This window comes from Fulvivirga sedimenti, assembly GCF_020328055.1.
This window is the reverse complement of sequence record NZ_JAIXNE010000003.1, coordinates 641,810-654,795: the sequence shown is the minus strand read 5'-3', so window position 1 is coordinate 654,795 and position 12,986 is coordinate 641,810. Positions and strand designations below refer to the sequence as shown.

Sequence of the window (12,986 nt, the reverse complement as noted above, 5' to 3'; positions counted from 1 at the left end):
GTTTTTTATTAGAAGCCGGAGCTTTCAATTTTAGCCTCATGAAAGAGGATCGCTTCATCGTCTTTGGTAGCATTCAGCAGGCCCGAAGAATGAACTTTTTGATCATTCAGGTTGATCAGAAGGGTCACAAATGAGGCATCGTTCTTTTCATACCAATTAATAAACCAGATACCGGGTACGATCAGCTTTGCGTTATAATCAATGCCGGTCCGTCCCATACCTGCGAAAGGACCGGCAATCCATTCAAAGCTTACGAGTCCGTCTTTGAATGAGACCCGAACGGTTCCGAGGTCATCGTAGGTGTATGTGATGGTTTTACCATCCAGTGGATTAGTCTGATTCATTGTGGTGAGATTGCTTGGTACAATCCAATCTAGTGAAATTATCATTCACAATCTACCTTTTCAATTAGTACCGGAACGGGATAATTATCGCAATTCTACCCGAAAGTTAATTCATATGTAGGATTATGTTTGTCAATCCCGCTGCCCAGACCAGGAAACCAACGGCGATTTGCCATTTCAGTTTTTTGTGAAACCAGGTGATCGCATAGTTGCGTTTTATCAGTTTAAGAACAGGTATCACCGTGTTGTTATTGGCCGCGCTTCGACCCTGAACCAGTCAACATCAACATATCCCCCCAACTCCTCAGTAGCGTAGTTGAATAGACAAAACTTGTTTCCGGTAAAAACAGTCAGTTTGAATTGCATTTGCATGACATCACCAAGGGTTGTAAACGTTTTATTATCAAGGCTGTAGGAAAATGTTACTGTGCCGGTACCGTCAACTGTTTCACCACCGTAATACATGGCAGCTCCTGAACCATGAAAGGGATCAGCGCGAAGATAGATGGATGATGTATTCACTTTCACAGAATCAATGATTGCCCCGTTATTCACCATGATTACATAATATTCGCCATTAATTTTTTCAACACCAATAAATCCATAGGGATCCTGGAAAATCGCAAGACCCGCAATATCACCGTCCTTCATGTGATCAAGGTCTATTTTCGTAGTTCCGACCGTCAGAAGAGAATCAGAATAATACGTGAAGAATCTCTGTGTGAGCGTATTTCTGGCCTTTGGCAAACTGTCCGTTATGGTAGCGGTCTTTAACCTTAAATAGCCAGGGTGTTCTGTTAATGACCATTTTGAAGGTTCAGGATTATGGTTCCATCCCCATTGCATACCTAAATTCTTTTCAGTGAATTCATCGGATGTGGGTAAAGATTTAACCGGGTATGATTTACCTACACCGGGCTTCTTATGGGTAACAACCGCCTTTCCATTCGATCCTGCTATCGGCCAGTCATTTTCCCATGTAACAGGTTGTAAGGAAGGGAACCGGCCAAAAGGACCACTGTCAACCATTAACACGGTCCACCACTCGCCTGTATTCGTATGTATAAGCGCACCCTGGTGTATTCCATAGTTAGGCCCGTCGGTGGTATCATTCAGAACCATATGCTGTTCATAAGGCCCATAAATATTCTCAGACCGCAGCGCTACCTGAAATCCGTCAAGACCCCCGTAAGTGCTGTATAAATAATAGTAATTATTGATCCTGTACAGGTGAGCCCCCTCAAGTCCTGGGCGGATATCGCCGGTATACACGAGGACATCCTTGCCAATGGCATTAAAATTCAGATCAAGTTCTGTGATGTATATTTTATTATAACCGTGTGCTACGTAAATTTTACCATCCGTGTCAAACAACAATCCCGGATCGTGAAATCCCCGGGGAAGATGTGTAATTGTCCAGGGACCTTCGGCTTTTTCCGCAGTGCATAGGAAACCGCCTTCATCAAGTGTATTGTATAACAAGTAGAACTTGCTCTGGTGATATTTGATGCTGCTGGCCCACTGACCGTGACTATACCTGTTGCAGCCGTCCAGGTTGTAGCACGGACCTTCATCCATTCGGGGGACCACATTTGCGCAATATTCCCAGTTTACCAGATCCTTTGACTTCAGGATTGTTACACCCGGGAAAATAAACATGGTAGTTGACAGGAAGTAATAGGTTTCACCAACCCGGATGACATCCGGATCCGGGAAATCTGAGGCAATTACAGGATTGGTAAAGGTTCCGTCACCATTATCGCTGTGGGTTTTTTGGGCATGGCAGGGCAGCAATGCACTGAGCAGGACAAGTATTGGGAATGAAACTTTCATATATGAACAGATCAGGTTACGGCTTCTTAAAAGTTTCATGTTTTCAAACAAGGATAAATGGCTGCACAGCTGGTAGTTTTTTATAATGAACGACAACGTACTTGCGGTGGAAGCATCACATACTATAGCAGATTATAATTATCAATGTCGTGATAAAATGCCTAGTAGTCAAGATTCAGAATGATTGTCGTTGTTGTGCTTATTTTTGAATAGCTAGCATTCAAAATTAATCAGTTAGTCCAGATTTTTTTCTTTGATCTATGCCGTAATCAATAAATGAGCCATCAAAAAACTTACGAAAAGGATGTTTTAGTAATGCTCCAAATCCAGCAGATAGCACCACGCCATCAACCAGTGCTTTTCGAGATTTCCAATTTTTCGCACTCAACATTTTATTTTCATTTTGTAGAAATAAATTTTCAACGTGCCGGACTTCAGCACCAAACAAGTAAAAACCGTGCATCTTCTCTTCTTCACTCAATGAGTCAGGATTATCTCTAAAAACTGTGATTAACCTTGCTAATTCTTGAGAACTACTAAAATTCAGGAGTATGTTGATATCCAGAGCAGCAATTTCATGAAATGATGATGCTTGTGTGGCTTTGGTATTCGCCTTAATTTGAACACCAACAAATACTAATGATATGATTATAGCAATTGCTGATATAATTTCTGCGATTAATGCGTATTCTTCTAATGTTTCTATCATTTCTTTCCTTATTTGAATATTCTCGTTTTCCTACATTAAGCACGACGGATCAGGCTATGCCCTGGACCCATGGTGTGGTAGTTTATTCCCTTAAGAAAGCAAAAAGTAATCACATCGAAAAGGGAGCTGGAAGGCTCGAATGATGATCTTTTCAGCCTGGCTCCCCGAAGGTTAAAAGATTCGTATCCGGATCCAGCAGGGCAAATTCCTTTTGACCCCATGGCTTTTCCTGGAGGGGGGCATTCGGATGTATTTTAACATTTCTATCCAGAAGCATTTTATAGAATGTTTCGATATCGCGAACTCGAATATAGACCTGCCCGTAATTCTCGCGCGGGTTGAGTTCAGGAAATTCAAAAAAGTGTATTTCAATATTGTCTTTTTTTATCATCAGGTAGCCATCATAGTCGGCACTTCCGGCATCCTGGAACCCTAATTGATTAAGGTAATAGTCCCGTGTAATTTTCTTGTTGCGCATCGGCAACTTCGGATGAATGGATTTAAGCATATGGGCTGATAATTAGTTGGTTACCTCAATATCCAGCATGGATACAGAATATCCAAATAAAATATTTTAGACCAATATTAAGATTTTTTCTTATTAGTTATTTCTGCTATTCTGCTTCCGGATTACCTCACCAGGGAAGATTCAGATGCTTCACTTCATCGTTATAGAATTTTTCCAGCTCTAGAATTATTTCAGGCGAAACTCGGTGATTGATGCTTTCAACATTGCTTTTCAGCTGGGCCAGGTTCACATTCCCCGGAATTACTGTTGAGACAGCATCATAGCTCAGGCAAAATGCAATGGCAAGTTGGGCCAGATTGTCACTGGCCGTGGTGATTTCCTTAATTCTTTCAACCAACCGGGCTCGTGTTTGGATATCCTTACGAGTCCATCGGCTTCGGATATCATCAAAGGTGCTATTAACATCGTACTTCCCGGAAAGCCAGCCGGAATCGAGCGGAATCTTTACGATGATGCCAACTTCTTTTTGAATGGCCATGTCAAACGCCCGGGCAGCATCCTGGTGAAGGATATTGAAAAAAGCTTCAATCACTTTTGCGCCGGTTGTTTGCATGAGCAGACTCATGTCGTCGTACGTATCCAGGGAAGCACCATAAGCCTTAATTTTTCCTTCGTCAATCAGGCGTTCCAGAATTTCATAATGATCGTTTTGGTTGCCAACCAGGTAGTGGGATGGGGGATTATGGATAATGAGGGAGTCTACATAGTCGACCTGCAGTCTTCTGAGGCTTCCCTCCAGCGACTTCCGAATATAGTCCGATTCGTAATTCATGGTTCCGGAATCTGTATGTCCGAATTTGGTATTGATCACGATCTTGTCTCGGTCAGTACCTTTCAGTGCGCGGCCAAGCCGATCTTCCCCTGTTCCATACCCGTAATTCGGGGCGGTATCGAAAAAGTTGATGCCGTAGTCAAGTGCTTTATGCACCATTTCCATTGCCTCTTTTTCCGACATGACTTTCCAGCCGGAGTCGACGCCCAGCTGCCATGCGCCCAGTCCGATTTCAGAAACCGGTGGTGCATCCTGAATATATTTGTTGTATTTCATATCAATGAGTATAATACTTGTTGCTGCCTGAAGTTACAAACATTGTGATTAGCATTCGTATACCGGGAAGGTAACTGAATTCCGGAAAGTGGTGGATAAAAGGTGTTCATCCAGCCCGGTTTTATTTTACTATATTTATTCAAAAATCAACCCAGATTTATGAAACAACTTTGCTATTTGTTCCTCCTGGCAGGTCTTTTAGGCTGCGGTACTGATACCCGAAATTCGGCCGAGCAAAATGGGCAGCCTGAATGGGTCCAATTGTTCAATGGTAAGGATTTAAGTGGATGGAAGATTAAGATCCGGGGCGCTGAACTCGGAGATAATTATAAAAATACGTTTCGTGTTGAGGATGGAATGTTAACGGTATCCTACGACGAATATGATTCTTTTAATTTTGAATTCGGTCACCTGTTCTATGAAAAGCCCTTTTCGCATTACAGGCTTCGGGCTGAATATCGATTCATCGGGGATCAGGTGAAAGGCGGACCAGGTTGGGCATTTCGAAATAATGGGTTCATGCTGCATTGTCAGTCCCCAGAAAGCATGGGTCTGAACCAGGATTTTCCAATTTGCCTGGAAGCTCAGATCCTGGGCGGAAGTGAAGAGGGCGAGCGATCAACCATGAACCTTTGTACGCCCGGATCTAATGTGTTCATTGATGGCGAGTTCAGGACAGACCATTGCATGAATTCAACATCCAAAACCTACCGGGGAGATCAGTGGGTAGAGGTTGAAATGATCGTGCTGGGGGATTCGGTTATTCACCATCTTGTTGAGGGGGATACCGTATTTACCTATACCAACATGCAGATGGGAGGCGGAGCCATCAGCGGGTATGATTCGCTAGTATACCAGGAGGGTAAACCCATGGGCTCGGGATATATTGCTATCCAGGCTGAAAGTCATCCGACACAATTCAGGAAAATTGAAATACTGGAGCTGAAATCCGAATAATGTGCTAGGGTTCAGGGATGGACATAGTGATTGCTAGTACGACATAGGAATCACTATGAGCGGGATTGTACCAGTAACCCGATAACTCAAGCCATCTGTAACTTATGCCAAGCAGGGCGCCCCGCTGCAGTTCGAGGGAGCCTTCGTAAAGCCTGGTTCGTTGCAAACTCCCCCCAAAAAATAACCAGTCGAGCGGTGAATAGGAGAAATCTGTCCAGTTATAGTAGTAGTCGAGCTGCTTATCTGAAAAATCAAAAACATATTGAGAAGTTGAATTGAAATTGAATCTTCCAAAATCAAAATTTGTCTCCAGTCCGGGGGCCAGTCCGTTCAGATTTCCAACAACAACTCCTGCCATGGGGGTGATGGTAAAAGAGAGTTTATTTCCGCCACTAAAATTGTATCCGAACCAGGCGGAGAAAGTATTCAGGTCTTCATAATTGTAATGGGCTTCCAGGTGAATCCGGTCTTTGTCGGCCGCATAAATGGGTGAAAATATGGTGCCGTCCGGTATAAGATATAGCCAGGCCTCAATGTCATGACTCCATTTATTCTTGGATGATGGGTCTGATTGTTGAGCTAAAGCAGGAAGATGTTTACAAAGGATAGAAAGGGACAGCATCAGGAAGACCACAGTTTTCATTGATAATCTGATTGATTTATCCTTTGGGATGGCTAAACATAACACAAGAAGTGAAAAAGCAATGGAAGATACAATATCAGGATGGGTCCCGGATTATTATTTGAGTTATCTCAGTACTACGGATTGCAGAAATCACAGTATTGGGGTGATTCAACCGATTTGTGTGGATTGGGCCGGATTTCTCGATGTCCACATTTTTTGCAGGAATAAATGTAGGACTTAATTGATTGGGTGGGGGCCCCGCACAAGTCGCAGGGCAATCCCTTTACAACATCTGTTATTCCATATCCGGGTGTTTCGCATTCACTGCAGGAAGTTAAGGCCAGTTCCAGCAGGTTATCTGTTGCTTCGCCAATTACCTTCATGCGTTTAGGATTGTACATGGCCCTCATATCAGTTTCAATGAAGGCGTCACCATACCTGCCCATTATATTTTGGAATTTGGAACGTAAGTTATCCCAGGAATTGATGCCCGTGAAGATTGTTTCGGCAGAATCCTGGGCATTACGAATAATCAGGGCATGATCTGGGAAACCAGATTTGATGGCGAAGGCTTCCAGCTCTTCCTGGTTCCGACAGACCTCTCCGCCAAAATTGGTATCTGTGCTCAGCTTTTTACCTACAATCTCGAGATCATTTTTGAGGTCTTTGAGCATGACGATTTCTTCGTTTCCCGGGATAAAGACATATGCGGGATGCGCTCCGAATGATCCCTCGCTGGCGATGGCCAGGTCACAGCCCGTGAGTTCCATCGCAAGTTCACATTTACGGCGTGCAGTGGATAGCGGATCCGATTCACGCGGCACCTCGCCGGAGAAAGTTCCGAGAACATCTGTATCGAAATCCTCAGGTACAAAAGGCAGCACCCCCAGTCGCGATGCTGCCTTCGGACCAATGATTATTTCTTTTTGATGCTTGGTGGCTATGACCAGCCGCCGGCCTTTGAAGAAATCCATCGGGGATCAGGCTGCATGAACGTTCATTTCTTCCCAGCCAAGCTCGCCGCGGTAGCGATGTGAAACGGATCCGGTTTCATCCATGGCAAGCAGGTTGATCCATCCGTTGTCACACAGATCTTTTACCGCACTATGTTTTTCAAGGACGTTGTTCATCGCGCTGATCGGTGCTTCGATGATCACATTCAGCCTGACAGGCTCATGCTGGAAATTTTCTCCGTCATGCACTGCCTGCCATGGCAGACCAACCCGCAGATCCCCGGAATAACCTTCCAGCACACCCACGCCAGCGGTTACGTTGTGAAGCGTTTTGTTCCCGGATCCGAAGAGGCGGTTATCGACAGTGGAGGCGTAGTACTGAAGGCTGATCCAGCTGGTGACCACCATGGGAGCGGTCATGATCAGTTCCAGGACTCCGAAATCCTTGTCATTTTTCCAGTCATAGGAGTGGAGGAAGGAGCGTCCGCCGAAATCGATTCCTTTTGTGCGTTCCCGCGGGGCAACCACAAAGGCTGAACAGCCCGCCAATCCCCACTCAGGCCTTGTTTGTGACCAGTCCTTACTTCTGAACATGATTGATTTGTCGGCATCCAGCCCGTCTTCTGATGCCAGTCGGAGTGCACGCTCTGTTCGTGAACCGTGACCTGCGTTCCGCAGTGATTCCTTTAATTCAGAAAGTTCGGCGTGACGATCCGAAGGCACGTCATATTCATTGAAGATCGTAACCTCATCTGTTGTCGTGTCGTGGAGGCAGGCGAGAAATACTGTATTTACAGGTATGAAGATATTCTCCCGTTGCAGACCGGCGCGCACCTCCCTGTTGTTCAGGACCTCGGCCGCAACCCTGGCGTTAGACTCACCTGTATGTCCGCCACATGCTCCGCAGTCGTATCCGGTGGCATGCGGATTATTCACCATGGTAGAGCCATGACCCACAATCAGCACAAATCTGGCAAAATCATCGGTCAGAGACATGGCCGAAAGTGCATTCTTTGCCATGCTGATCTGCTGATCCAGTGGAATTCCACTTGTTGGGTGGTCATGCCCTGAGGCAGTAAGACTTACCCGTTTATTTTTAACAAACTCACTTTTCAAACCATCCTGATCCGGGTGTGGGACAGGCCGGGTTAGTCCGAAGCTATCGGTAAAAAGCTTAGGCAGGTATGACAGGCCGATGGGGCTTACAAAACTGAAGCAGGTGATGGCACCCGATTTGAATGATTTCCAGGCCTGTTTAACCTGTCGGTACAATACCCGGTTATTCAACGCCCGTTGTGTTGTTTCGCTATCCGGCATTTCTTCCAGGATCGTCGGACCTGTTTTCAGCAGTACCGGGCACTGTGCCTCGCCGGTCTCATGTCCTATGGGGACATAGTTGATCGGGAAGGCGAAGAACCCAGCAAAACCGAGGGTTTCAATATCGCTGTCGGCCATTTCAAGGTTTCTGCGATAAACCTCCGAGCGCACATCGATACAGAATATGGCCTGGGCTTTAGCCTGTTCTTTTGACTTTTTCAGTATCTCACCGGAATCGTTGAATTTGCTGACAATTTCACGCTGTGCGGCCAGGTCATAGGCTTCCTGCAGTATGAGCTTTTGTGTTAGCTGCTGGTTAAGTTCTTTTTGAATGGTAGCGAAGGGCAAAGTTTTCCTTGCTGTGTTCCATTCCGATTCAAGTTCTTTATGCGGTATGCATTTCAGCAGGCATGCTTCCCAGCAGAGAAGAATTGCCAGGAATTCAATCAGTACTCCATCCTTTCCTCCGTACAGTTCATTGTCCCAGTCTACACGTGCAGCGTAGGCCGCCCATCCCCCGACGCGCAGGAGCAGGCTGTGGAGGTAGATGTCTTTTCCATCGTCGGGTATATTCAGGGTTTTTAGTGCTTCCTGTGCCGCGTCAACCGCATTTTCGGGGAACGCTTTTACCGCTTTTCTGAATCCCTTCAGTCCGCTCATTTCTGTGGTAAGATCTACGCTGGCCTCAAGTTTCCAGGCAGCGAACGGACTTTTTTCCTGGTCTGCTGCTTTCCAGATCGCCTGACCCTGGTCGAAATAGGAAGCCGCCCAGGTGGAGATCCGTGCGATCATGAACCGGGTCCAGTCTTTTTCGGTAACCTTTTGGGCAACGTCGGCCATGGTGGGAATGAGTTCAAAAGTGTGGATTTCCGAAATTTGTTTCGCGGAATCCAGGAATTCATCTACGCTTGTTTCATTGTGATGTCGGTTGAGCGCTTCAAAAATATCTTGCCGGGATAGTTTTCCTTCCTCCATCTTTTGAAGGTAGAAGGCGGTGGGAAGGGTCATCTGAATTCCTCCGGCCATAGCGAGATCCCGGGCAACGTTTTCGAAGCGATTATCTGTAAGACCCAGGTACGGGTTTACCGCCACAAACCTTTCGAGTGGCCATACCGGCGCGATCTTTTTTGCCGCCGTGCGCATGGTTTCCAGTAATTGTTTCCGGTTTTTTGAGTCGGCTGACATATTGTTTATTTCAGGATTATTTTTGTTCATTCTTTTCTTGTTAGTATGAGTCAAACTGTTGACAAACAGGCTATATAACTTCCTTTTCGAGTTTTTCGATGGTTACGGATTCCTGGCGTTTATTCATTTCCAGTTGCTCGATTGCGATGGAACCATGAGCAGGAGCAGGAATCCGCAGAGATCCGATGATACGGTCAAGTACCGCGTTGGCGTACAGGCCATTACGCAGGTGAATGGCAACTGCTGTATAGGTCTGACTGGTACCAAATAATGGTGCCAGGATTTGAAAGAAAACGACCATACTGAAAGCCAGTAGTACTCCACCGATCAGCCACATTTCTGTAAGGCTCAATCCTGATAGGTCAGGAACCTGGCCTGCCAGGAGATAGTGAAAACCTGATTCAAGTGTGAAAAAGGAGGTGGCGACAATCAGTGCCAGTATGGATGCCCGTATGACCAGCTGGAAACTTCCGTTTGAATCGAGAGCGGAAGTAAAGAGCGTCGATAGTCCCATTACCATGATCGCGCCAATGGCCAGAAGTGCCAGTTCTTTATTTGGGTCAATACCCCAGAGAAGAGCAAATGCGGCGTAAATGCCAAGTGCCAGCATAAATCCGGCAGCGATTTTGATGGGGCTGCCGGTACGTTTCGTCATCTTCACCTTTGATGTCCTGATTGAATCGATAATACTTCCTGAGGAAAGAAAAGAGTGGGCTTTATAAAATGAGTGGGCTACCAGGTGCAGCATGGCTGCCGGATAAACTCCGAGTCCGCACACCATCAGGCTGAATCCCATATGAGCAACGCTGGAATAACCTAAGGCAGTTTTTACCGATGTTTGGGTAAGGAATGCCAGGGAGGCAAACATCGCGGTAAATCCGCCGATTGTGATGATGAAGATGGGTGCATATATACTTGCATCCATTACGAATGCCATTCGGATAAGCAGGAAAGGGCCTGCATTCAGTAATCCGGCATGGAGCAATGCGGATACGGGGGTAGGGGTTTCCATTACTTCGATCAGCCATCCATGGGTGGGGAACTGGGCTGATTTGAAGAGTGCAGCAAATACCAGTGCGATGGCCGCTGCTTCCACATTTACAGGAAGTGAAGCCAGGTTGATCTGCTGAAATATGGTCTCCATGTTCCCTGTTCCGAATTGAGCGTAGAGGAGGGAAACGGCGATCAGCAGGCAGAGATCACCCAGTCTGGCCATAATGAATTTTTTTCGTGCTGCGCTGATGGCTCCGGGCCTGTCATGATAAAAAACGAGCAGCCGATGCAATGAAATACTGGTCAGAATCCAGGATATCAGCAGCAGACCAAGGTTTCCGGAAAGGACCAAAAGTTGTACCGATGCGATTGTAGCCGCCAGGCGTCCGATGAAGCGGCCGTGGTTACGATCACCGTCGAGATAATTGAGGGAAAATTTCATCACAATGAATGCGATGACTGCGATCATTGAGAACATGATCATGCTAACAGAATCCAGGCGTACGCTAAATCCAAGGTTGTTGACGCCCAGTAAGGACGATTCAAGGAGTCCGTATTTAATCACAAAAAAACCGCTTATCGCGGCGGTTATAATACTTAGTAAAGCGGATGAGATTCCCATTCTTTTCGTAAGTATTGGCCGCATACCCGGCTGAAACCATGAAACAATGGCTGTCGCTAAAAATGCGAGCGGTGACAGCAGGATGATCAATATGATAAAATCTAAATTCATGCAGATACGTTTTATTTTTAATCCGGTGCAAAGTTTGTGAATTAAAATCATATATTTTTATTTATATTTATTATATAATACATAAGTAAAAGTTATGAATTACACGATACATCAATTGCAGATATTCCTGAAGGTGATTCAGACCAGAAGTATCACCAAGGCATCGGAGGAGCTTTTTATGACGCAGCCTGCCGTATCCATTCAGCTTAAGAAATTCCAGGATCAGTTTGATATTCCACTTACCGAGGTGATTGGGCGACAATTATATGTTACTGATTTTGGAATCGAAATCGGCAAGATAGCGGAGAAGGTGATTCAGGAACTGGAAAATATAAATTACAAGACCCAGGCTTACGAGGGATTATTAACCGGGAGGCTCAATATTTCTTCAGCTTCCACAGGAAAATATGTAATTCCATATTTCTTATCCGGTTTCCTGGAGAAGAATACAGGGATTGACCTGGTGCTTGATGTTACCAACAAGAGCAGGGTGATTGAAAGCCTGAAGAACAACGAGACTGATTTTGCCCTGGTCTCCGTTCTGCCGGATAAACTGGATATTGAGGAAGAACTGCTCATTGAAAATAAACTCTATCTGTTTGGGAATGAAAGCAGGAGGCGGAAGGACAAGGCGCTTATTTACAGGGAGGAGGGTTCTGCTACGCGCATGGCCATGGAGCAGTACTTTGACAAGCACGAAGGTCAGCAAAGAAAAAGAATGGAGCTTACTTCCAATGAAGCGGTGAAGCAGGCAGTGATCGCCGGGCTTGGCTATTCCATTATGCCGTTGATCGGTATGAAGAATGAACTTTTGAATAATGAACTTCATTTGTTGCCATCCAGGGGTTTACCCATAAAAACAGAATGGCGATTGATCTGGCTGAAAGGAAAGAAGATGTCCCCGGTGAGTGAGTATTACCTGGAATTCATCCGCACCGAAAAGCAGAAGATCAGGGAAGAATACTTTGATTGGTATCTGAAGTATTGATTCCGGATCAATTTAGTCCGATGCAGCACTAATAATGGGTGATATATTAATTACCGATGAACCCATTTAACAGCTCTAAAATCAGATCTTCATTTCTCTCCCAGATTTTATCACTTGTATAGGTGGTAAATTGAACAGACCCCAGGTCATTGGAAAAGTAGTACGTATCAAAAATGAACGTGATCCCTGAAAACTCGGCCAGCAAAACTCCTCTCACTACTTCGGAACCATTAACTGTTCTGACTTCTGTTTTGATTACCTTCGGTTCGTAACCGATTCGTTCCTTCATTGTGTTTTTAGCGATCAGGAATAACTTATCAGGTGAAATGGTGATCTCCTCTGCGATTACAATGCTCCATATATCCGTTTCCTTCGCCTGGAAGGCAAAATCTGCTTCCTCATTCAATGTGGCCGGCGGAACCCGTCTCCACTTATTTTCGTCATACCTGATGGTAAACATACCCCTGGCATCACTCACTTCCTTTGTGGCATTGCCGGGTACCAGAAAATGTTGGGCGATGGTATCCGGTACCAGCACATCCGAAAGAAAATTCAATTCATCGGAATCGTCAGGCAGTTCGTCAAGAAGTTCAAAACTCCAGGTACCATTGTCATAAACGTAAATGGTATCTCCTTTTTCAGTAACTGCTTTAATCTGTGAATTCACCTCCTGCATTAACAATATCAGGATGCATGTCAAAAAATATTTCATTATTCTCAGTAACTAATATTAATATAACGATAGAGTTCCAGATCATAAATTAATCAATAA

General features: G+C 45.2%; 12 protein-coding genes. 2 read left to right on the top strand and 10 right to left on the bottom strand.

Translation table 11 applies throughout. The annotated features are described in order from the left end of the window. Window positions 1-8: 8 nt before the first annotated feature. From LDX50_RS15195 to LDX50_RS15175, 5 genes are all read right to left on the bottom strand, one after another. Complete coding sequence (locus LDX50_RS15195; RefSeq protein ID WP_225698154.1) at window positions 9-344, bottom strand: MoaF-related domain-containing protein; 336 nt, start codon at window positions 342-344, stop codon at window positions 9-11. A gap of 237 nt (window positions 345-581) precedes the next feature. After that, entirely contained in the window at window positions 582-2,216 is a 1,635-nt protein-coding gene (locus LDX50_RS15190; RefSeq protein WP_225698153.1) for a glycoside hydrolase family 43 protein, read from the bottom strand. 187 nt (window positions 2,217-2,403) lie between these two features. Then, window positions 2,404-2,886 carry a hypothetical protein gene (locus tag LDX50_RS15185; protein ID WP_225698152.1) on the bottom strand — a complete coding sequence of 161 codons (483 nt, stop codon included), beginning with the start codon at window positions 2,884-2,886 and terminating at the stop codon, window positions 2,404-2,406. Between the two features lie 151 nt (window positions 2,887-3,037). Further along, window positions 3,038-3,394: a bleomycin resistance protein gene (locus tag LDX50_RS15180; protein ID WP_225698151.1), complete on the bottom strand. Its 357-nt coding sequence runs from the start codon at window positions 3,392-3,394 to the stop codon at window positions 3,038-3,040. Window positions 3,395-3,521: 127 nt separating this feature from the next. Continuing rightward, complete coding sequence (locus LDX50_RS15175; protein ID WP_225698150.1) at window positions 3,522-4,463, bottom strand: aldo/keto reductase; 942 nt, start codon at window positions 4,461-4,463, stop codon at window positions 3,522-3,524. Window positions 4,464-4,622: 159 nt separating this feature from the next. On the opposite strand from LDX50_RS15175, the gene LDX50_RS15170 reads away from it, so the two are divergent. Further along, window positions 4,623-5,420 (top strand): 3-keto-disaccharide hydrolase, encoded by a 798-nt coding sequence (locus LDX50_RS15170; RefSeq protein WP_225698149.1) that lies wholly within the window; start codon window positions 4,623-4,625, stop codon window positions 5,418-5,420. A 4-nt stretch (window positions 5,421-5,424) separates the two neighbouring features. On the opposite strand, the gene LDX50_RS15165 is transcribed toward LDX50_RS15170, so the two are convergent. The 4 genes from LDX50_RS15165 to LDX50_RS15150 all read right to left on the bottom strand — a co-directional run bounded on the left by LDX50_RS15165 (window position 5,425) and on the right by LDX50_RS15150 (window position 11,226). After that, window positions 5,425-6,063 (bottom strand): hypothetical protein, encoded by a 639-nt coding sequence (locus tag LDX50_RS15165; protein WP_225698148.1) that lies wholly within the window; start codon window positions 6,061-6,063, stop codon window positions 5,425-5,427. A 116-nt stretch (window positions 6,064-6,179) separates the two neighbouring features. Continuing rightward, window positions 6,180-7,019, bottom strand: coding sequence for a DUF6671 family protein (locus tag LDX50_RS15160; protein WP_225698147.1), 840 nt, complete (start codon window positions 7,017-7,019; stop codon window positions 6,180-6,182). Between the two features lie 6 nt (window positions 7,020-7,025). Next, window positions 7,026-9,530, bottom strand: a complete 2,505-nt coding sequence (locus LDX50_RS15155) for a YbcC family protein (RefSeq protein WP_225698146.1) — start codon at window positions 9,528-9,530, stop codon at window positions 7,026-7,028. A 40-nt stretch (window positions 9,531-9,570) separates the two neighbouring features. Further along, window positions 9,571-11,226, bottom strand: a complete 1,656-nt coding sequence (locus LDX50_RS15150) for a proton-conducting transporter transmembrane domain-containing protein (RefSeq protein WP_225698145.1) — start codon at window positions 11,224-11,226, stop codon at window positions 9,571-9,573. Between the two features lie 94 nt (window positions 11,227-11,320). On the opposite strand from LDX50_RS15150, the gene LDX50_RS15145 reads away from it, so the two are divergent. Next, window positions 11,321-12,214, top strand: a complete 894-nt coding sequence (locus tag LDX50_RS15145; protein ID WP_225698144.1) for a LysR family transcriptional regulator — start codon at window positions 11,321-11,323, stop codon at window positions 12,212-12,214. A gap of 46 nt (window positions 12,215-12,260) precedes the next feature. On the opposite strand, the gene LDX50_RS15140 is transcribed toward LDX50_RS15145, so the two are convergent. Then, window positions 12,261-12,926 carry a hypothetical protein gene (locus tag LDX50_RS15140; RefSeq protein ID WP_225698143.1) on the bottom strand — a complete coding sequence of 222 codons (666 nt, stop codon included), beginning with the start codon at window positions 12,924-12,926 and terminating at the stop codon, window positions 12,261-12,263. Between the last annotated feature and the right edge of the window lie 60 nt (window positions 12,927-12,986).

Bases quoted from the DNA above. Each gene is read 5' to 3' on its own strand.
- LDX50_RS15140 (WP_225698143.1), bottom strand. From the start codon at position 12,926: ATGAAATATTTTTTGACATGCATCCTGATATTGTTAATGCAGGAGGTG.
- LDX50_RS15175 (WP_225698150.1), bottom strand. From the start codon at position 4,463: ATGAAATACAACAAATATATTCAGGATGCACCACCGGTTTCTGAAATC.
- LDX50_RS15155 (WP_225698146.1), bottom strand. From the start codon at position 9,530: ATGAACAAAAATAATCCTGAAATAAACAATATGTCAGCCGACTCAAAA.
- LDX50_RS15160 (WP_225698147.1), bottom strand. From the start codon at position 7,019: ATGGATTTCTTCAAAGGCCGGCGGCTGGTCATAGCCACCAAGCATCAA.
- LDX50_RS15185 (WP_225698152.1), bottom strand. From the start codon at position 2,886: ATGATAGAAACATTAGAAGAATACGCATTAATCGCAGAAATTATATCA.
- LDX50_RS15180 (WP_225698151.1), bottom strand. From the start codon at position 3,394: ATGCTTAAATCCATTCATCCGAAGTTGCCGATGCGCAACAAGAAAATT.
- LDX50_RS15150 (WP_225698145.1), bottom strand. From the start codon at position 11,226: ATGAATTTAGATTTTATCATATTGATCATCCTGCTGTCACCGCTCGCA.
- LDX50_RS15195 (WP_225698154.1), bottom strand. From the start codon at position 344: ATGAATCAGACTAATCCACTGGATGGTAAAACCATCACATACACCTAC.
- LDX50_RS15170 (WP_225698149.1), top strand. From the start codon at position 4,623: ATGAAACAACTTTGCTATTTGTTCCTCCTGGCAGGTCTTTTAGGCTGC.
- LDX50_RS15165 (WP_225698148.1), bottom strand. From the start codon at position 6,063: ATGAAAACTGTGGTCTTCCTGATGCTGTCCCTTTCTATCCTTTGTAAA.
- LDX50_RS15145 (WP_225698144.1), top strand. From the start codon at position 11,321: ATGAATTACACGATACATCAATTGCAGATATTCCTGAAGGTGATTCAG.
- LDX50_RS15190 (WP_225698153.1), bottom strand. From the start codon at position 2,216: ATGAAACTTTTAAGAAGCCGTAACCTGATCTGTTCATATATGAAAGTT.